Here is a 21,349-nt window from a genome sequence, read left to right on the forward strand (position 1 = left end):
TTACTTAATTGTTGTCCCATGCTTCAGGCAGAATGAAACCATCATATTTCTCTATTCCACGAATATATTCTTCGAACTCTTTAGATTCATAAGCTGCTTTCAAGTCTTTCGCCCACTGTGTATTTTCATCCTTTTTATTAACCGATACGATAATTCTGTGTTCCATAGGCGTATTTTCGATTTTCAAGGCATCCGTAATCTTTCTGTCTGAATTAGCAATATAATTCCCGTTTACAACGCCGTAATCAACATCTTGCAGTGAAACTAGGATTTGAGCAGGGTCCAATATTTTAATATCAATGTTATATTTATCCGGTTCCATGCTGTTGATGTTAAAATCAGCTACGCCTGCGCCATCTTTAATCTTGATCCAACCCAATTCTTCCAGGATACGAAGTGCACGCTCTTGGTTCACCGGATCATTCGGAACAGCTACGGTTGTACCATCTTTAACATCGTCAAGTGTAGTATGATTTACGGAATAAAGACCTTGTGGTGCACCAGGCGCATAAGCAATTCCTACCATGTCTGCTTTGATTTCTTTGTTAATTGCCTCCATGTATGCTGTGCTTTGGAAGATACTTGCGTCAATGGAGCCTTCCTTCATCGCAGGATTGACCTGCATGTTTTGAGAAAAGGACTTAATTTCAACGCTATAGCCTTGTTTCTCTAGGATCGGAAGGATCGATTGGCGGAATTGCTCCTCATAGGTTCCCACACCAAATCCAATGGTAAGCTTCTTCTTATCTCCAGAATTATCGGATTGACTATTCCCGCAAGCCGTCAACACCGCTAGAACCCCTATCATCAACACTACTATCAACTTTTTCATAACTTCATCTCCTATTCAAATATAGATTGTTTTAGTTGTGCTAACGCCTCATCCGTCACATTAAGCGGGATAGCGCAATTTGGAGAAAGAATAAAAGGCTGGTCTTTCATTAATGTCAGTGCTTCTTTAGCCTGCTGCTTAATTTGTGCGATATCGTTTACAGCGAACAGCCCATGATCGACGCCACCTACTTTAGTAGCTTTAAGATCCGCCTCTAAACCAGGGTTCCCCTCGGCTACAGTATCCCAGCTGATCCCATCAATTCGATAATCATTAAATTTCTCAGGCTGGGCATAAGCCCCACAAGTATGAAGAATGTTTTTGCCGTAGCTTGCAGCTTCTAAGACAATAGAGTCATAAGGTCTGGAGAACTCGTCAAACATGGCTTCATCAAATAATCCTGGGTGAGCGGTGCCTGTCACAGCGTAGAACAAACCGTCAGAACCCACTTGCTGCAGCTCTTGTACATAATCGGCTAAGGTTAATGAAATCGCATGTAATGCATGGTGCGCTGCCGCACGATGCTCCTTAAATAACGACTGCAAAGTTACTGGATGCTCAATGCCAAACACTGTTTTTGTAACATAAGCAGAACGTCCTACAATAAATAGCAATACAGTCAATGGTGAGAATACCGTTTGGATTAGTGGGGTATCAGGTAGTCCTTGCCGAATTTTTCTAACACCCTCTAAGTGTTCTGCCAAGGAAGCTGTATGCACCGCCTCTTTAACTTCGATATCCCATAGATTAACCGCTGATGGAATTGCTGTTGTTTGCTGCCTTGGAAATACAGTCTGATAATCCGTAAAATCATATTGATTGCCCCAAGCTTCCGCCAAATAAGTTGCTCTAGGATTGATCTTGACCCAGTCCCAATCATATTGTTTCGTAAAAGAAATCGTAGTTTGCGCTAAATCATCTGCAGTTTGTTCTTTGTCGATAAAATGCCGCCAACCACTTACAATTGGGCGATCTGCCTTTTCTCCAGATAATATCGCTTTAAATCGATCTTGCTTGCTCCATTCACTCATCTGCCAAACTCCCTCCCGGAATATGTAATGACTAATAACGGCGAATTTTTCTTGCTAGCGTGTTGCCTAAAGATTGAATGCCTTGCACTAAAATAATGAGAATAACCACAGTGGCTACGACTACAACCGTGTCAAAACGTTGGTATCCATATACAATCGCCAAGTCGCCGACACCGCCGCCCCCTACCGTTCCAGCCATTGCAGTTGCACCGATCAACCCGATCGTTGCCGTTGTCAAAGACAGAATTAATGATCCAACCGCCTCTGGCAACAAAAAGTACCAAATCACTTGAAATGGCGTAGCACCCATCGCTTCAGCAGCTTCGAGAATTCCCGGGTTCACTTCAAGCAAGGAGTTCTCTACTAAACGGCCAATATAAGGTGCGATGTAGATAATTAAAGGTACGATCGCTGCGCTTGTCCCAATCGAAGTATGAACAATCAAACGTGTGAAAGGTACAATCGCTACAAGTAAAATAATAAAAGGCAGAGAGCGTATAATGTTGATGATCGGATTTAGTATGGCGTAAAGCGCTTTGTTCTCCAAAACCCCACCAGGACGAGTGATTACAAGCAATATACCAAAGGGTATCCCTATCAAAGAACCAACAAACAAGGAGACGCCAACCATCTGAATCGTTTCAATAATCGCCTGCAGAAATTGATCACCTGTTAATGTGGTCGAAAACATTAGATTCTACCTCCTCTACACCGACTCCATGACGTTTTAAGAAAGATAACGCTCTGTTAATCTCAGCTGTATCTCCACTGCATTGAATAATTACTGTACCCAGTGTCGTTTCCTGAATCTCGGTCGTGTTCGCAAATAAAATATTGACCTTCATATCGAAGGATCGAATCATCTCGAACAGGATAGGCTCAGAGGCGCTTTCTCCAACAAAATTAAGTTTATAAAGGACACTTCCGGGTTCTGTTTTGATGGATTTTTGGACGCTTGGCGTAATGCTATTTTGAATAACCGTCTTCACAAAATTCTGTGTCGTCTTATGCTTCGGACTACCGAATACATCCAGAACGCTTCCTTGCTCAATAATTCGGCCCTCTTCCATCACCGCCACCTTGTTGCAAATCTCTTGAATGACAGACATTTCATGTGTAATGATCATCACAGTAATGTTGTACTCTGCATTGATTTTTTTTAATAGCTGTAAAATAGAATGTGTTGTCTGTGGATCTAAGGCAGAAGTCGCTTCATCACATAATAGGATGGATGGATTCGAGGCAAGCGCTCTGGCAATCCCGACCCGCTGCTTCTGTCCACCTGACAATTCACTAGGGAAACTCCCTGCTTTGTCACTTAATCCAACAAACTCTAGCAACTCTTGTACACGCTGGCGGATTTCATTCTTATTCTTTTTTAAGAGAACAAGAGGAATCGCTACATTATCAAATACTTTTTTAGATTCTAATAGATTAAAATGTTGAAAAATCATGCCGATATTCTTCTTAGCCGCCCGTAACTCTTTATCGTTATAGGTTCCTAAATCACGCCCAGCAACGAAGACCTGTCCTTCAGTAGGTCTTTCCAAATAATTGACTAAACGAATTAATGTACTTTTCCCCGCACCACTATAGCCGATAACGCCAAAGATATCGCCTTTATCGACCTTTAAATCGATCCCTTTAAGCGCATCAATCGTGATTCCTTTCCGAGTGAACGTTTTGGAAACCTGTTTTAGTTCAATCATATACATTCCTCTCAATCATCTTTAGGATTTAGGTCTAGGAGATTAATTAAGCTTTGACTTGTAGCTTCACCAGCGCTTGTTCTGCCAATAAAGCGAAGTACTTCGCAGCGGGTAAAATCGCAGCTTCATCCACATCGAACTGAGGGTGATGTAAAGCATAGGCTGGGCCTGATCCTATATTTACAAAAGCACCCGGTATCTGTTGTAAATAAAAAGAGAAATCTTCTCCTCCCATTTGCGGAGGGATATCATGTACTATATATCCGGCATCTGAAGCGACCTCTTTGGTAAAGTCAGCCCATTCGCCATGATTAATCGTTGCTGGTGGTCCTGGATACCAATGTAGCTTAGCCTCTGCTCCAGCAGCTGCAGCAATTCCTTCGATGATTCGGGTCATTTGGATTGGAATCTGGCGACGAATCTCTTCATTGTAAGTTCGCACCGTACCTTCTAATTCCACTTTTTCCGGTAGGACATTCCATGTGAAGCCCCCATTAATTCTGGTGACACTTAACACAACCGGTTCAGTGGTACTGTTTTGACGGCTTACGATGGTTTGTAGCGAGGTAATGATCTGAGCCGCAGTGACAATGGAATCCACACCTTTTTCAGGATAAGCAGCATGAGCGCCGACACCTTTTATCGTAATTTCAAACCGATCAACACCTGCTGTTAAAGCTCCTGTTCTTGTTCCAAAAGCTCCTGTAGGCAGGTCTGGTGAATTATGTAAACCGAATATAGCGTCAACACCCTTGAGTCCTCCTGATGCTAAGACACTCTCCGCTCCATGCCCTGTTTCTTCTGCTGGTTGGAACAATACTCTAACCTTGCCAGGCAATTCACTTTCACGTGCCTTTAACAATAAGGCAGCTCCTAGAATCGTAGCCGTGTGAAAATCGTGCCCACAAGCATGCATTTTTCCAGGAATCTCAGAAGCAAAAGATAATCCAGTCTGTTCCTCTATCGGAAGTGCATCAATATCACAGCGAATAGCTACAACAGGTCCATTACCTTGTCCGATCTCTGCGATAAGTCCGGTTTGTAAAGGAAGGTCTAGAATATGAATATTGGCATGGGTCAGCCATTCCCGTAATTTCTCTGTGGTCTTAAATTCTTCATAAGCTAATTCAGGCTCTCTATGTAGGTTTCTACGAACATCAATTAATTGATTCGCTAATGCTTGATCAACCTCATTAAGTATATTCATAGTAAAGTGCTCCCCTTTCTTTATGCTTCCAACTTTTCTTCAATACCTTTAATCCGGTCAAGTGCAGTAGCTAGACTGCTTAAAATATGATCTCGCATTGCTTTTTCAGCGCCATCTTCATTGTGGTCAGCGATCATTTGCAAGATAAGATCATGTTCTTCATCCGCCTGTGTATTCCAATCTCCATGCATGGAGACGAATCGACAATAGCGAAGGGAATGATCTCTTAATTGATTCAGAACTTTCTCGAATGTTTTTAGTTCACTGATTTCTGATAAATAATCATGGAACTCAAATCCATAGGTTACAAAATTCTGATTGTCGCCAAGTTGGAAGGAGTGTTTCATTTTTGTAATCATCGTCGTTAAATTAACAATATCGTTCTCTGTAGCATGCTTAGCTGCATTTCTTGCGATATAGCCTTCAAGCATGCTGCGAATTTGGAATATTTCTTCAACCTCTTTGAGTGTCACAGAAGCCACCCGCAGTCTTCCATTTGGCTGTCGAATGAGAAAATCCTCGTTCTCCAATCTCTGTATTGCCTCTCTTAGTGGAGTACGACTAACCCCTAGTAACGCTGCCAAATTTTCTTCATGTACAGGTTGATTCGGCTCTAATTCACTATCAATAATTTTTTGTTTTAATGCATCATAGGTATTATCCTTTGACAACCTCCGTGATCGTATCGCCATATTTATGTAGCTCCTCATCGATAATCTGTCGGGCAAGAGCCTCAACAATATATTTGTATAATTGTATACAATTATTAGTTTTGAATTGATTCGTTCAATCTTTTTTATACTATATTCCAATTAATCCACCTAGTCAAGTAGGATTTAGAGGAATAATGTATTTATCTTCAATATCAAAAAAAACTCTACAACCACAAGGGTCGTAGAGCTTTTTTTGATGATTTTTTAGAAATTGAATTAAATTAAAATTTAATAATCCCTGAAGTATGAAGCAATACCAAGAACACCAGAATCGGCGCAACATACCGGAGCATAAATAACCAAACGCGGAACCAACCTGCCTTAAGCCCAGCCGCTTCTGCTGCCCCTTTCCAGAAATAACCGGCAAAGATGGTAACCAACAGACCGCCTAGTGGCAACATAATGTTAGAAGTTACAAAATCCACCCAATCGAACAACGCTTTGCCGCCAAACGATAGCTCAGGGACCATTCCCAGTGACATCGCCGAAGGAATACTGAGGAGGAAACATACTAATGACAAAATCCAAACTGAACGTTTCCGGCTCCAATTCCAGCGCTCCATCGCGAAAGATACAGGCACCTCAAGCAGAGATACGGCAGAAGTTAAAGCGGCAATCGCCAGCAAGATAAAGAACAAACCACCAAAGAATGCACCAAATGGCATTGCTGAGAAAGCTGCTGGCAAAGCAATGAAAATTAGCGAAGGACCTTGATCAGGAGCAATGCCAAATGAGAATGTCGTCGGAAAAATAATCAATCCTGCGATAAACGCATATAACAAATCTCCTGCCCCGACTGCGAGTGCAGCAGTTCCTAGCGATTGTTTTTTATCCACATAAGAGCCGTAAGTCAGGAGAATTCCCATCCCAAGCGACAATGAAAAGAAAGCATGTCCCAATGCGACTAGCGCAGATTCCGCCGTCAGCACCGAAAAGTCTGGTTTTAGGAAAAAGGCTACTCCTTCGTTTGCACCTGGTAAGGTAACCGCACGAATCATCAATACAATTAGGAGAACAACCAGACCAGGAATCAATACCTTATTAAATTTCTCTATCCCGCCTGATACTCCAAGAATAACAACACCCGCCGTTATAAGGATTGCTATCCCCTGCCAAACAATTGGCATAGGTCCAGATATAAAGGAGCTGAATTCACCTGCATAATTACTGGAACTGAACAATTGTCCATTGAAGGCAATCATTGCGTAGTTCAACGTCCATCCTGCAACAATGATATAAAAGGAAAGAATTAAAAATGGTGCAAGGACTTGCAGAAATCCGACTGCCATCCAGTTCTTCCCGCCTCCGGCTCGTACAAATGCAGTAGCCGCGCTTCCACGTCCGCTACGACCGATGGCCAACTCTGCCAACAATACGGGTAAACCGATCAACACTAAACATACAATGAAAAGAAGGAAGAAAGCCGCTCCCCCATTTTCCCCAGTGATATACGGAAATTTCCACATGTTCCCCAGTCCTACTGAGCTCCCGATAGCTGCGAAAATAAAGCCGGCGGAAGAGAACCGCTCCTTCTTCTCTGTGAGAAGATTTTTTTCACCTTTAAATTGATTCATTCTTATGCCCCGTTTTCTTTTTTTCTTTTTTAGACCTCATTATAGCCTATGTTAGCTTGATCGTCATATGAAAATTTTCTGAATATTTTTATTGTTTTCAATAATTATCCAGTTTAGCCATGAAATCCATCTAAATAAAAAAAGAGCTACGGTTCTAGTCTTGGACTAGAACCGTAGCTCCTTCTTCAAACTCTTTTTCTAAAAAGAGATTATTCTTTTACAGCACCTACCACAATCCCAGTTACAAAGAAACGTTGCAGGAAAGGATAAACCAATAGAATTGGCAAAGCACTTATAAAAATCTGCGAGGCCCGGATGGTTCGTTGTGATAAATTAGCAACGGCTGCCGGATCAAGCTTAGACATATCTGCTTGAACGATAATCGTCTGCATAAACGTCGCTAGCGGAAGCTTGTCTGCATCTCTGATATAAATAATACCGTCAAAATAAGCGTTCCAGTGTCCTACCATAAGGAATAGAGAGACGGTTGCAATAACAGGTAAGGAGACCGGTAAATATATTTTCACAAAGGTCTGAAAGTGTCCTGCCCCATCAATAAAAGCTGCTTCCTCAAGATCTTTAGGTACGGTACGGAAGAAATTCAGAAGTAAAATGATGTTAAATACAGCAACTAATCCAGGAAGAATAAGTGCCATCAATGAATTCATAAGACCAAGCTTCAGAATTAGAATGTAACCCGGTATCAGACCACCGCTGAACAGCATGGTGACAACAAAATACCAAAGATAGACGTTTCTAGCACGAAAGACTCTTGTTTCCTTAGACAGCGCATAAGCTGCAACCGTATTTACCACCAGCGCAAGTCCTGTTCCGAGTATTGTCCGTTCCACAGACACCCACAAGGAGTTAAGGAAATTGACATTATTAAACGTCTTTGCATAGGCTTCAAAGGTAAAGCCAATCGGCCAGAATGTGACTAATCCAGCATTAGCAGGTGCGGATGCACTAAGAGATACCATGAGTAAGTGGTACAAAGGTAGCAGGCAGAGCACGGAAAGGATAGTCAAGCACACATTATTGATAATACTGAATATTCGATATGGAATTGTTTTATGGTACATCAGTTGTCATCCTTTCTAGAAAATTCTGTACCCTGCAAATCTATAAGCAAGTCGGTAAGAGACTACGATTAAGACTAAGCTAATTAACGATTTGAATAGATTAACTGCGGTTGCGAAACTGAACTGTCCGCTTAGTAGACCTTCTCTATACACGAAAGTATCAATGATATCTCCCTGCTGATAGATCAATGGACTGTACAAGTTAAAGATCTGGTCAAAGTTTGCGTTGAGCACATTACCCAGTGCCAAGGTGGCGATTACGATAGCGATTGGGATTAACGCAGGAATTGTGATATACATCGTTTGTTTCCAACGCCCCGCCCCATCCACTTCAGCAGCTTCATAAAGTGATGGATTGATACCCGAAAGTGCCGCTAAAAAGATAATCGTATTGAAACCAAACTCTTTCCAAACATCACTAGCAATGATAGTGAACCTGAACCAGTTGCCGTCTCCTAGGAAGAAAATCGGCTTGATGCCGAATACAGATGTGAGGAATTGATTGACAATACCTGTCTGAGCAAGGATATCAATGAGAATCCCTGAAAGTGTAACCCAAGACAGAAAGTGCGGAAGATAAACGAGTGTTTGAATAGTTCTTTTAAGGCCCATTCTTCTTACCTCATTAAGCAATAAGGCGAAGATAAACGGAATAATCAAGTTCAAAACAATTTTAGAGCAAGCAAAAAACAACGTATTCCACGTAATGGACAGGAAATAATCATTCTCCCACATGTACCTGAAATGCTTAAGTCCGACCCACTCGGAATCAAAAAAACCTAGTGCAGGTTTATAGTCTTGAAATGCCATAAGAATTCCGGACATCGGAATATAAGAAAAAATAAAAACCATGATTGCCGCTGGCAACACCATAAAATGGAGAATCCATGGTTGATTAAAGCCTTTTTTTCTTTTTTTACTCGGCTGACTTTCTAGGCTCGCCTGTGGTATCGAGTTAACCTCCATATTAGCCTCCATAGCTCTCTCCTGTTCCCAAAAAAAATATTTTGTGTGTGATGGGGATCTCTGCTATAAATAGTATCAGGCGTTTCTCAGGTTTGACTATATAACATTGTTAGGCTTGATAGGGTTTTATTAGGACAACATCTGGAGGGGCATTTATGAATTTATGGAAGCGCTTTACAATACTTAGAGGAAACTTACAATCTCGATTTAGTCTGTTTGCCAAAATAAACAGCTTGATCATACTCCTATTCATTCCCATCATTATCATGTATACCTTTTCAAATAACGTCACCTTCGAGGTTGTAGGCAAAGAGTTGCAGACGTCCAATACGAAACAACTCACTTTTTTATCCAATCAGATCGATTCTCGAATTAATCAGATGATGGACTTCACCCTTATTCTTTCAAGAGATCCCAACGTCAGGGCATTCAATGGACTAAATGTATGGGAAGATCGATATGATCAGATGCAGACCAGATATATCCTCCAGGAAAAGATGGTGCTTCAAGCTGGGGTTACAGATATTTGGCCGACCAGATACGCCGTTCATTCACAGCAGAATAAAGATGTCATCGCCAATTACGACAGACCCATCGGGTATGATGAGGATTATTTAAAAGCAAATATGAGCGGAAGATGGACGTATGGTGATCATGGTGTGGAATCTCAAGGCGATTTAAAATCCTTTTACTGGTTCTTAACGGATTCCTTAGCTCAGCCGGGGACGTTAACAGGAAGTAGCCTAGTCATTGAAGCCAGCTTCAGTTATACGAACATTCAGAACATGCTCGATTCGTACAAAGCAGGTGGGCAAGGCGATCCGTTCTTCTATCACAAAGGGGAGAAACCGATCCTCAACCGTAGCGCGGACAAGCAGCTATCCGACGAACTAGTTAATTACCTGGATAATCACTCTCCGGAGAATACAACTCAGGATGTAGTGAAGCTAAATGGGAAGAACTATTTGGTCAGTTCTGTGAAATCAGCCTCTTTGGATTGGCATTTAGTAGATGTTGTCCCCCTTTATCAAATTCTCAAACCGATTTCTCTTAGTCGAGATTTATTCTATATCACAATGATTCTGCTGTTTGTTGTGGGAGTATCCTCTTCCATTCTGCTGTATAGAAACGTTCAATATCCGATTAAAAAACTAGTCAGTGGTTTACAGCGCGTACAGCAAGGTGATTACTCCGTACGGCTTCATAGCAATGAGCAAAATGAGTTTTCGTTTCTGTTCCGTCGTTTTAACGATATGTCCCATCAAATTCAAGACCTGATAGAAAATGTATTTAATGAAAAGATCCGTGCTCGAGAAGCTACCCTGAAGCAGCTCCAAGCACAAATTAACCCGCATTTTCTCTATAACTGTCTTGGTTATATTATCAATATGGCCCAGATGAAAGATGAGGACGCAGTCGTCTCAATGGCTTATAATCTAAGTGCTTACTATCGTTATACCACCCGGATGGAACGGGAGACGGCTTCTTTGGAGGAAGAAATCAAGCTCTTGGTCAACTATTTAGATATCCAGAAACTGCGCAATGGCAGAATTGATTATCATATTGATATTCCTGAGGATATGCTTAGCCAATCTGTACCTCGCCTAATGCTTCAACCTATGGTGGAGAATTCTGTGATTCATGGAGTAGCGAAGTCCTATTCATCAGGTGAGATCAAGATTAGTGGTGAGAAGTCAAACGGCTTCTGTAGAATTTATATCGATGACGATGGTCCTGGCCTGAATCCGGATCAGCTAGAAGCATTAAACTGTAAAATGCAGGAGCCTTTGCAGGAGGAAATGGGTTGTGGTCTTTGGAATACAAATCAGCGGATCATTCACCTGTTCGGCAATCATTCAAGTCTTACCTTCAAGCCATCCCCTCTCGGTGGATTCCGAACAGAAATTATCTGGGAAATCCCAACTGAGGATGATAGTTATAAATTAAAGGAACATCAAGGAGACTAACAACATGCAGATGATCATAGTAGACGACGAAGCACACTGGGTAGATAATCTTTCCATGACTAAACCCTGGCATACGCTAGGAATTGAACATGTGCATAAAGCTTATTCCGCACGTGAAGCGCTACAAATTATCGATACGCATCCCATTGATATAGTAATCTCAGATATTCAAATGCCAGAAATGACGGGAATCGAATTGATAGAGCGGATAAGAAAACATAACAAAAAAATTAAATGTATTATATTATCCGGCCATTCAGAATTCGATTATGCCAAAAAAGCACTTCAGAACAAGACCGTGGATTACTTGCTTAAACCGCCGACTGATGATGAATTACTCGGAGCAGTCAAAAATGCGATCAATCAATTGAATGCTGAATGGGAGCTTATAAGTTCTCTTAAACGAACCCAGTTTACCCTCAGGGAGAACCTCCCTGTTTTACGGGGGCGCTTGCTACTGGATGCTTTACAAGGTCATCGTTTTCAAGCCGGTGAATGGGAACGGAAGCTCGTGAGTTACGATCTGCCCTTCCAATCCGGAGAATCCGCATTGATGCTGGTACGAATGGAAGAAGAATTCAGAGAATTTGATAATACCGATCAAACCTTGATTGAATATGCGATTATTAATATGGCTGAAGAGATTATGGGAGAATTTATGGAAGTCTGGGGCGTTAAAGAGGAACATGGATATCTTGTGTTTCTGCTCCAGCTTAAAGAACAAGGAACTGACCTTGGAAAAGAATCCATATTAGAGAAGCTTTCTTTACAACTTCAATATAAGGTCAAGCAATTTCTGAAAGGCTCACTATCCATTGTAATCACGGAGTGGTTCAAGTTTCCTGAGCAGCTGTCGAATCGTTTTCATCAGGCCTCCTCCTCTTTCCGCCAAATTGTCGGAGATGAGCGAGAATTCATTATGCGGGTCAGTGACTTGGAGCTTCCCTCAACACAAGGGCCTTTAGACGCTCTTTATACCCCACCCTCTTTGATTCATCTACTGGAGAGTGGACATTGGGATGCGGCTGAAGAGAAATTGCTTGCCGTCTGTGCCGAACTGGATGAGAAATGGTCTGAATCGTGGGAGCATTGCATGGAGGCTGGCTTTTTAATTACTGCTTCTTTCACGAATCTTGCACATCGCAATGGTCATACGCTAGCAAACTTAATGGGGACCGATATAGAAGCGTTGCAAAGTGGGGATGCTTTTACCAGCATTAGTAAACTAAGAAAATGGTCGCTAAGTGTTCTAGCCAATCTAAAAGAAGGCACATCCAACGAAATCAAAGACATACGTTCCGAGTATGTAAAGAAAATTCAAGATTATACGGATAAGAACTTGCATGATGATGTATCATTACGTGTTCTGGCTGACCATGTAAATCTCCATCCGACCCATTTATCAAAAATTTATAAGATTGAAACAGGTGAAGGCATTAGCGATTATATCTCGCGCTTGCGGATGGATCGTGCCTGTCATAAGCTGAAGACCACCAATAAAAAAGTCTATGAAATCAGCATGGAAATTGGATATATGGACCCTGCTTATTTTATCAAAGTATTCAAACGGCAGTTTGGGGTAACGCCGCAGGAATATAGAGATACTAACAAATAACATGATAGAGTCCTATCGAAACTAAAAATCTCATATAGATGACATCCCCGACAAGTTGTTAAAGTTACACTTGTAAAGATCATACACAGTAGGGGGAATTAAAGAATGATCAAGTTCAAGAAAATGTGGTCGCTTCTCACGGTCACAGCACTTATCACTCTCACAGCATGTGGCAGTAGCGGCACATCTAATGAGAATGCCAAAAATGGTAACGCTACCAATAATACCCAATCCGAAGCAGATGCTGCTTTCGCAAAAGGCAAATACGATCCACCGATCGAGTTCAGTGCCGTATTGATGCCTAAGAAGTATGTTCAAGGTGATACCAAAGAAAACAACGTTCACGATCGCTGGATGCTTGAAACATTGGGTATGAAGCATAAAGATACTTGGTATCCTGCAAATGACGATCAATACAGACAAAAGCTTCAACTTGCCATTGCTTCCGGCGAAAAGCTTCCTGATTTCGTTTTTGCACCAACTAACGCAGTATTGACCAATCAGCTTATTGATTCCGGTCAGTTCATCGCTATCGATGAGTTGTTTGATAAGTATGCAAACAAAATTCTGAAAGATCACGTTGCAGCACATCCAGAACTTTGGTACCCATTCACTAAAGACGGTAAGAAATATAATCTGCCGATCCTTGAATATACCGACAATGATGATACGCTCTTGTGGTTACGTGAAGATTGGATGGAAAAGCTGAAGCTGGAAGCGCCTAAGACCATCGCCGATCTTGAGAACATCATGGACAAATTTAAGAACGAAAACCCTGATGGCTTAGCGCCTAAAGATGTGTACCCGCTTGCAATTTCTTTGAAAAACAACACAAATACCTGGATGGGCCAACTAGACTGGTTATTCGGGGCATACGGTACAATTGAGGAACAATGGAACAAAGATAAAGATGGCAATCTTGAATATGGTTCCATTAACCCAGGTGCTAAGCAAGCACTCGCAAAGCTTAGCGAATGGATGGATAAAGGATATATTCACACGGACTCCGCCCTTTGGGATGAAGGTAAATCCGCTGAGAGCTTCACGAAAGGTGCAGCTGGTATTCTGCCAGGCGCCAACTGGGTTCCAGACTGGCCTGCTCCCGATCTTATGAAGAATGTACCTGGAGCGAAGATTAAAGGTTATCCGGTTCCAGCAGGACCAGATGGTTTGATTGGAACCAAATGGCAGAATTCCGGTGTAAATGCTAGTATCATGATTAACAAGGATGCTAAGCATCCAGAAGCTATTTTCTTGTACTATAACTACTTGCTTGATAACTTAGCTAACCCTGCTGCAGGCAGTCAATATGAATATGGCTTTGCTAAAGGTTACGACTGGGATATGATTGATGGAGAACCAACAAGTGATAAAGACAAGATTAAAGACTTCTCCAATGAATTCCCATTCTTAACAGGTCCGGCCCGTATTCCTGATCTGTTTATGAAGACTTTGGTTAAACTTGCTGACGGCGAGACACCTGTAACACCTTATGAAAAACAAATGGCAGAGTTCCGTAAACCAGAAAACTGGGCGGCAGGAAAAGTGGTTATGTCACAACTAGACGTTCGTAAACAAAACTACTTTACTGGTGCTGCTACACCAACAATGGTTTCCAAATGGAACCTGCTTCGTCAGTCCGAAATGGAAACTTTCAACAAAATTATTTACGGCAAACTGCCAGTAGATTCCTTTGACCAATTCGTTGCCAATTGGAAATCCAATGGCGGTGACCAAATCACTAAAGAAGTTAACGAATGGTTCAAGTCTGTTTCCGCGCAATAAGCTTTAACAAATATAGAAATAAGCCGGAGCGTGATTCATTCGCTCCGGCTTGTTTTTGTATAAACCGTATTAACTTTCAATCTCTAATCTACATTTATTTCTTCAGTATAATCTTATAATCCTTTTCCAGATATTTATGAATCCGCTCAAAATCAGCAGGATTTAGATCCGCTAATCGCTTACTCTCCTTACCAAGGATAATCCCGATGGTCTGTGCCGCCAGAGCTGTCGTTGGCATGATACGGGCGCTACCGTAAGCCTTAATATTAGCTCCTACATTTTTTCCTACTACTAGAACATTGTCATACGATTTCAATTCAAAAGAGCGTAAAGGCAATCCATAACGGTCCGGTTTACCAAAGCCAATTCCGGTAGGAATCGTTTTAGTTCCTTGAAGATCGATGGAATAACCGCCAATACTGACATTATCCCAGAACATCGTCCCATTCATTAGATCAGAATATTCAAGCACATAATTAGTCTCATGACGGTTATAATCGCGAATATAAAGATACTCAGGAAATCCATTAAGCTCTGCTTTGGAGAATCCAGGTATATTGCTGCGTAAAAAAGCTAATATACTAGGGGCTGCGGCTCGAGCCTTTGTAATCGCAGATTGAACAGACTTCGGATCAGCAGGATTCACGTTATAAATAAGGAGTCCGTTTATAATAACCTGTCCATTTTTCTGGTACGTTGCATTCAGTCCACGAAGCTTAAGATCACTGTTATCCGCTTTGTACTTATTGGTAATATTGCTGAACCCTGTGGCGAAATTCCAATCGACGTAGGTGTTAGGGCCATATTTGTTACGAACATTTGTTAATGGATAATCTTCCAGAATGGCTTGATGCAGTCGGTTCCAGTCTACATTTTTGAAATTCAACATATAAGTGGCCGCCATATAATCCGCTTGTTTCCCCTTATAAATGCTCTCCATACCTGGAATTCGTTTAACCTGCAAGTGGCTGCTAAGCGCATTAAAATCTGTATTTTCAACCCAGTATTTAGACTGTATAGTAGTTTGGGTGCCATCCTTTGTATGATATGTAAGAGTCTTTAGTGCCTTATCTTTATTTGATGGAACAGTAGCAACGGCATCAATGACAATTCCACTTTTTAAAGGAATCCCTTTAATTACTTTGTTGAAATATTTCTCGAAATCTTCCTTTTTACGTATAGATCCAGCCTTATAAGCTGTGAACAGATTTTTAATCTCCCCTTGCACGAGACTTCGCTTCTTATTGTCGTTCACATCATCCAGAAAAAACATCTGCCCTTGAATCAATTCACCGCCTGGCTTACTTCGAGGATCTAAAATCATCACTTTTAAGCCCAAGTTCTTGGCCTCTCTGGCCAGTAAAACACCTTGAATCTCGCTGCCAATGACAACAACATCATAACTTGCTGCTGTAGTTGGAACGCTTGTCTGAGCTACCGCTACTTGTGGATCTAAGCTTCCATAAGCCATAATAAATGCCGTAATCAGAAGACCAAATACAAAATAACCTTTTTTTCTCTTTTTTAGCATCTTATAATAATTCTCCCTGTTTTTTATTGAAAGCATCCTATTATCTATCGGCTTCTTCATTTGTTTTAATGAGCTTACTCGGTGTTTTAAAAAAGTAGATAATCGAAAGCATAATGCATGATTCCCTCTGGTAAAATAGAATAAAATAAGGTCATGAATAAAGGTGGGGTTGAAGTTGAAGCTTGTGCCTAACTATATCACGCTTAGCAGAATCATTTTGGCAATAATGCTGTTATTCTTCAAGCCGCTAAGTTCGGTCTTCCTCGTAATTTATGTCCTTTGTGGGATCACCGATCTGATAGATGGACCTATTGCTAGAAAGACGAACACAACAAGTAGTCTTGGTGCAAAGCTAGATTCTGTAGCCGACACAATACTGATAGCTGTCTCTTTATTTACATTGTATCCGTTTCTCGGACTTACGCATGTAATCATCTTGTGGATCTTCTTGATTGGGGGCATCCGTATAACATCAATTGGGATTGCCCTTCGCAGATTCAAAACTTACGCAAGCATTCACACCTATGGCAATAAGTTCACCGGGTTCCTCTTATTTGTTACTCCTCTATGGCTTTCCTTCATTCATTCCACCATTTGGACTGTCTTTGTATGTATCATTGCAACCTTATCTGCTGTGGAGGAATTCATCATCCAAATCACATCAAAAGAATTGCAGTTGGACCGAAAAGGATTGTTTATTAGGAATTGATTATCTACTCAAAAAAGAGATAACTCCAAGGAGTTACCTCTTGATTTAAACTCCTATTTTTACTTCCTTATGCCAGATCGAGTTAGCTCACCCTCCAACAACAATTGCCCAAAATCACAAATTCTAGGAGAGATTCAAGTCTTCTTTCATAAGGTGGAAAGTCCAGCTCTCTAGTCACTTCATTCGGAACAATAATACAACGAATTCCTGTAGCATTGGCTGCTTTCAAGCCATTAGGTGAATCTTCGAACGCGATGGTTTCGTTTGGGCTTACGCCTAATTGCTGCATCGCCGGCTTATATAGTTCCGGGTCTAGCTTTACACATTTGACATCATCAGATGTAACTCCTGCATCAAATAGCGGAAGCAGCCCAAACCATTGCAAATACTTATGCACCCATTAAGCAATTGTGCATTGTTCATACGAAGCTCATAGTTCTGTTCTAATTCTGACTGAAGTCTCTTTTAGTCAATTGGCTTCCCTACTTGCTTTTCAAATATTGATAAGGGTAAAACTCTTCAAAGTTTGTGCCCACATTCCGTGCCCAAAGCAACAACGGCAAGTCCAGTCCATACGCAAAATAAGCTTCTTTGAATACGTAATACCATGGCGTTTCCGTATCAAGCACTAAACCATCAAAGTCAGATAACTGCTTTCATAGAATCCCTCGCTTCATTGGATTGGTTAGAAGCGGCTTTCACCCTTCGATTCCGACAAACTCAAATAGTCGAATTTCACTGAGCAGCCTTCACCTTGGGGAGATTGTGCGACAACACCTGCTACGCATTCAGCACCTTCCTTCATTCCAAAATATCGGATCAGTGTCCAATTCGCTCCGTCCTCTGAATAGGAGAAGGTAACACAATGATTTTGTTTGGTAATACGCAAATACGGATTGTCTACAGCAACTTGTACGGAGTTACAATCATCTGACATCCCTTCCCTTGTCACCACAGACACGATTATGGGATACTGTCCGTCAAACTCAAAGCAAATTTTGGCCCAGTTATAATGGTCCATCATAAACATGAGGCAGCCTGAATCATATTTATGCCGCATATCGACACTAATTCTGGTCGTCATTTCAAAGGAAGTACCCACAGGGATGGATAAGAATGGCGCTGAACTTGCGAAATGTTTACCTGCCGGGTCTTGGAAAAAATCCGATTTAGGTGGTGCAATTATTGTAAGCTCATCTAAGTCTGTAAACTCCCAACGCTCGGGGCAATTCATCCAGCTCAGTTGTTCTCTTGTCTCTTTTACAAATAAGTTATTAGTCATTCTAATTCTCCTATCATGAATGGTTTTTTGATCACAAATTTTCCTTTCTCTGTAATAATGGCAGGTAGCTTTTATTTTTACAATCAATGATGCAACAATAGTGAAATATTCACATAATTTTCTAAAGAAACACCAAAAAGGGATAACTCCAAGGAGTTCCCCCATGATCACAATCAATCCTTATCAGGAATGATAAATGACACCGTAGTTCCCAAACCAGGGATACTTTGAATTTGCAAGCCACGTCCATATAGTTGTGTCAATCTTCTATCCGTATTAAGCAGCCCAATACCTTGATTCTTATAGCCATTCGGATTTAACAGCATGCTGACTTGTGCTTCGTCCATTCCCAACCCTGTGTCTACAATGTTAAAATGGACAGCATCCGCACGTGTCTCAATGTGAATGCGCAGTGTTCCACCTTTAGCCCGACTTAAAACGCCATGTCGAACAGCATTCTCAACTAGTGGTTGAATCGTAAGCGGAGGCATCAACATTTCAAGATTTGCATCTACTTCCCATTCCACAAGGAGTCTCTCTTCAAAACGTTGCTGCTGGATATATATATAATTCTCCACCAGTTTAAGCTCCTGTGACAGCGTAACGAGCTTGCCTGCATTTAAGAAGTCAAAACTTATACGCAAATAAGTTGTGAATGCATCTGATAGCTCTCTCATTTTGGCAGTGTCAAAGTCACTTAAGGACATGATCGAATTCAGTGTATTGAAGAGAAAGTGTGGATGGATCTGCGCTTGTAAATAAGCCCCCTCCATCCTCAACCGATCATTGACCGCTCGCTTCATAGATGAAAGGGACAAGGCTCGATACTTCAATTCCATCGCATCTACCGGTTTGGTGACATAATCATTTGCTCCAGCCAAGAAGCCCGCATAGACATCCTCCCGCTCACTACGAGCAGTCAGTAGTATAATAGGTAATTCATACATCGTGAACCGCTCACGAATCAATCTTGTCAATTCATAACCAGACATGCCCGGCATCATCACATCAGTGATGATCAGATCAAATCGATCATGGTTTAACTTATCCAGCGCTTCCCGTGCAGAAGTCGCAGTAACCATCTGATAGGTTCCATCTGACAAAATATTTTGTAAAACTTTTAGATTGACCGAATCATCGTCAACTGCCAGAACACGTATAATATCAGAGTCTGAATCAACCATAGAGAGTGGCTCTACTTCCTTCGTGGAATATGTGGCAGCTACCATAGTAGATGTCTCAGCTGTTATCCATGCGCTGAATGGTGATAATGTTATCGTATCCTTTTCTAGTTGAACATCCGAAATAGATGATTGAACACGCTCATCTACTACGGGTAATTTGAAGCTGAACTTACTCCCCTGACCCGGCTGCGATTGCAGCAATAATTCACTCCCGTGCAGCTCGACCAGTTCCTTGCAGATGCTAAGTCCCAGTCCAATACCACCTTCCCCGTAAGCCCCTTGTTCATAGCGCATAAAGACACGTTTCTTCAATGCCTCATCCATACCTATTCCTGTATCCGTAACATGTATCCATACATCCCTACCCACTTGTTCAGCGACCAGTTCAACCTTACCCTGTTCGGTATACTTAAGTGCATTATGAACAAGATTTATCAGAATCTGTACCAATCGCTCCTCATCAGCATGTACACGCGGCAAATCCTCATTAATATGCATGCTAAGCTCCACCTTTGTTCCACCGGTAAGGAAGCGTAACATATCCAGCACGCCCTCAGCCAAGGAGCTTACATGCACTGCTTTTATATTCATCACAATCCGTTTATCCTGCAATCTCACCACATCAAGCAAATCATTCAGCATGAGCGACATCCGCCGACTAACCATAATTAGCAGTTCCATATCACGTTGACTCTCTTCATCCAGCACATGTTTTTTCCTCGTTAACACGCTCTGGGCAATATTCATAATTCCATGTAGGGGAGTCCGTAGTTCATGTGACGTATTCGCCAGAAAACGGTCTTTTAATTTATTCGTCTCTGCCAATTGAGCGTTTAATAACACATTCTGATGGGACTGATTAAAGTATCTTCTAAACCAATAGGCAGAAAAAGTGGCTAGTGCAGCAATTAAATCTACCGGATAAAACATAAATTGCGAGGTTCCTACGTAATAAACAGACGCCCATAGTATATTGTTAATCACAGCAAGCACTGAACATAATAAAAATAGTGCACCCTCAGCTCGAATGGATACCATCTTTATAAAATAATAAGCCGTCCAACATACTGGAACGTAATACAGGATCATATAGACCCCTTTTTCGATTGAATATAGCACTGTCTCTTCTGGACCAAAGATTATAAATAGTGTAAAAACGAGGAGTGAGAAGATGTAACTATAAAAGGCCTTGCCTTTCCGCAGATTCCCATAAAGCTCTCTACCCATCAGGAACAGGAACAAGCAGAACCCTATATACGAAAGAACCTTTAGCTTCAACGTCCAGGCAAAATCAACCTGAAGAAACCGGAACAATAGTCCATTATGTTCAACCCCAATGGATACAGCCGCTGCAACCATCATCGAGAAGAAAATAATCAACTCTGTTTTTCGCACATCCATCAAATAGATGATCAATAAATACAGCCCATGTAGTAGAAGCAGTACCCCTACGATTAGCTGCAAGCCGATGGAATTCCAGTAGACTGTATCTATCTCATGTTGAATGCCAAACTCTACAGACCTAACAATGCCTCCTTTTAACGGAGACTCATAATTTGATGCCCGAACAAACAGATCCATTTGTTTCTGATCTATCGATGTATAACTGATCAGGAATGACTTGGTGACAGAAACATGGCCTTCTTTCTCATCAGATAACACACCAAACCGTGAGAGAACTGTTCCATTAATCTCCACTTCAGATGCAGTATAGATAGATTGGAACCAAAAGCTAAGTGGCTCAGATAAGGGTTGATCCAGCAGAATTCGCAAATGATAAGTTCCGTATCCATATGCCTTTTTTTGCTCTTCAGGCTTAAATATAGCATTCCAGTTACCCGGTACCTGAAGCATCTGCCCCTTCGTAGCGTTGTCGATATTGGTAGCATTCACCCATTGTTCAGGATAAAATTCCCATTCACCATCCAGCGGAAAGGTGCTTAGTGATTCAATGTCCACCCCACGTAAATCTAACACGCCTTGCTTCACAGCAGGAGGATTGGATAACGAAAAATGATTATACCAGCCCCAACGTACAATAATTAAAATACTGATAAATACTACTATGTATAACATATGACTTAACTTAATTTTATTCTCCGAAGTTCTCATGTACGCCTCATTCTTCGATAAATTTAATAGTGCTATATTCCCATCTTCCG

General features: G+C 41.4%; 17 protein-coding genes. 4 read left to right on the forward strand and 13 right to left on the reverse strand.

Features of this window, described 5'->3' with window-relative positions:
- Positions 1–4: 4 nt before the first annotated feature.
- The 9 genes from NST34_RS20510 to NST34_RS20550 all read right to left on the reverse strand — a co-directional run bounded on the left by NST34_RS20510 (position 5) and on the right by NST34_RS20550 (position 9,114).
- A complete protein-coding gene (locus NST34_RS20510; protein ID WP_076299273.1) occupies positions 5–832 on the reverse strand; it encodes a MetQ/NlpA family ABC transporter substrate-binding protein in 828 nt (275 codons plus the stop codon).
- 11 nt (positions 833–843) lie between these two features.
- On the reverse strand, positions 844–1,863 hold the full coding sequence (locus NST34_RS20515) for a uroporphyrinogen decarboxylase family protein (RefSeq protein ID WP_340971075.1): 1,020 nt from the start codon (positions 1,861–1,863) through the stop codon (positions 844–846).
- Between the two features lie 31 nt (positions 1,864–1,894).
- The gene (locus tag NST34_RS20520; RefSeq protein WP_042189536.1) at positions 1,895–2,554 is read right to left on the reverse strand and encodes a methionine ABC transporter permease; all 660 of its coding nucleotides are present in this window, start codon (positions 2,552–2,554) and stop codon (positions 1,895–1,897) included.
- Positions 2,529–3,572 carry a methionine ABC transporter ATP-binding protein gene (locus tag NST34_RS20525; RefSeq protein ID WP_341128670.1) on the reverse strand — a complete coding sequence of 348 codons (1,044 nt, stop codon included), beginning with the start codon at positions 3,570–3,572 and terminating at the stop codon, positions 2,529–2,531. The genes NST34_RS20520 and NST34_RS20525 overlap by 26 nt, the downstream gene beginning before the upstream one ends.
- Before the next feature lie 46 nt (positions 3,573–3,618).
- A complete protein-coding gene (locus NST34_RS20530; RefSeq protein ID WP_076299276.1) occupies positions 3,619–4,779 on the reverse strand; it encodes an amidohydrolase in 1,161 nt (386 codons plus the stop codon).
- A 20-nt stretch (positions 4,780–4,799) separates the two neighbouring features.
- On the reverse strand, positions 4,800–5,471 hold the full coding sequence (locus tag NST34_RS20535) for a GntR family transcriptional regulator (protein WP_042189543.1): 672 nt from the start codon (positions 5,469–5,471) through the stop codon (positions 4,800–4,802).
- A 242-nt stretch (positions 5,472–5,713) separates the two neighbouring features.
- Positions 5,714–7,066, reverse strand: a complete 1,353-nt coding sequence (locus NST34_RS20540) for a sodium-dependent transporter (RefSeq protein WP_076285372.1) — start codon at positions 7,064–7,066, stop codon at positions 5,714–5,716.
- Between the two features lie 209 nt (positions 7,067–7,275).
- A complete protein-coding gene (locus NST34_RS20545) occupies positions 7,276–8,148 on the reverse strand; it encodes a carbohydrate ABC transporter permease (RefSeq protein ID WP_076285371.1) in 873 nt (290 codons plus the stop codon).
- Positions 8,149–8,163: 15 nt separating this feature from the next.
- Positions 8,164–9,114: an ABC transporter permease gene (locus NST34_RS20550; RefSeq protein ID WP_042132288.1), complete on the reverse strand. Its 951-nt coding sequence runs from the start codon at positions 9,112–9,114 to the stop codon at positions 8,164–8,166.
- Positions 9,115–9,269: 155 nt separating this feature from the next.
- Here NST34_RS20550 and NST34_RS20555 point away from each other — a divergent pair, with 155 nt between their 5' ends.
- The 3 genes from NST34_RS20555 (at position 9,270) to NST34_RS20565 (ending at position 14,481) form a co-directional block, all read left to right on the forward strand.
- Positions 9,270–11,081 (forward strand): sensor histidine kinase, encoded by a 1,812-nt coding sequence (locus tag NST34_RS20555; RefSeq protein ID WP_341128671.1) that lies wholly within the window; start codon positions 9,270–9,272, stop codon positions 11,079–11,081.
- 4 nt (positions 11,082–11,085) lie between these two features.
- Entirely contained in the window at positions 11,086–12,696 is a 1,611-nt protein-coding gene (locus NST34_RS20560; RefSeq protein ID WP_076299278.1) for a response regulator transcription factor, read from the forward strand.
- 105 nt (positions 12,697–12,801) lie between these two features.
- On the forward strand, positions 12,802–14,481 hold the full coding sequence (locus tag NST34_RS20565) for an ABC transporter substrate-binding protein (protein WP_076299279.1): 1,680 nt from the start codon (positions 12,802–12,804) through the stop codon (positions 14,479–14,481).
- A 94-nt stretch (positions 14,482–14,575) separates the two neighbouring features.
- On the opposite strand, the gene NST34_RS20570 is transcribed toward NST34_RS20565, so the two are convergent.
- A complete protein-coding gene (locus tag NST34_RS20570) occupies positions 14,576–16,012 on the reverse strand; it encodes an FAD-dependent oxidoreductase (protein ID WP_341128672.1) in 1,437 nt (478 codons plus the stop codon).
- 184 nt (positions 16,013–16,196) lie between these two features.
- Between NST34_RS20570 and NST34_RS20575 the strand changes: the two genes are divergently transcribed.
- Entirely contained in the window at positions 16,197–16,721 is a 525-nt protein-coding gene (locus tag NST34_RS20575) for a CDP-alcohol phosphatidyltransferase family protein (protein WP_341129577.1), read from the forward strand.
- Between the two features lie 82 nt (positions 16,722–16,803).
- On the opposite strand, the gene NST34_RS20580 is transcribed toward NST34_RS20575, so the two are convergent.
- The 3 genes from NST34_RS20580 to NST34_RS20590 form a co-directional block, all read right to left on the reverse strand.
- On the reverse strand, positions 16,804–17,106 hold the full coding sequence (locus NST34_RS20580; RefSeq protein WP_341128673.1) for an HAD-IA family hydrolase: 303 nt from the start codon (positions 17,104–17,106) through the stop codon (positions 16,804–16,806).
- Between the two features lie 300 nt (positions 17,107–17,406).
- The gene (locus tag NST34_RS20585; RefSeq protein WP_341128674.1) at positions 17,407–18,003 is read right to left on the reverse strand and encodes a DUF1349 domain-containing protein; all 597 of its coding nucleotides are present in this window, start codon (positions 18,001–18,003) and stop codon (positions 17,407–17,409) included.
- A gap of 173 nt (positions 18,004–18,176) precedes the next feature.
- Positions 18,177–21,299: an ATP-binding protein gene (locus tag NST34_RS20590; protein WP_341060220.1), complete on the reverse strand. Its 3,123-nt coding sequence runs from the start codon at positions 21,297–21,299 to the stop codon at positions 18,177–18,179.
- Positions 21,300–21,349 lie beyond the last annotated feature (50 nt).

Origin of the sequence: Paenibacillus sp. FSL H7-0714, assembly GCF_038003765.1 — a bacterium.
Classification (GTDB): Bacteria; Bacillota; Bacilli; order Paenibacillales; family Paenibacillaceae; genus Paenibacillus_AQ.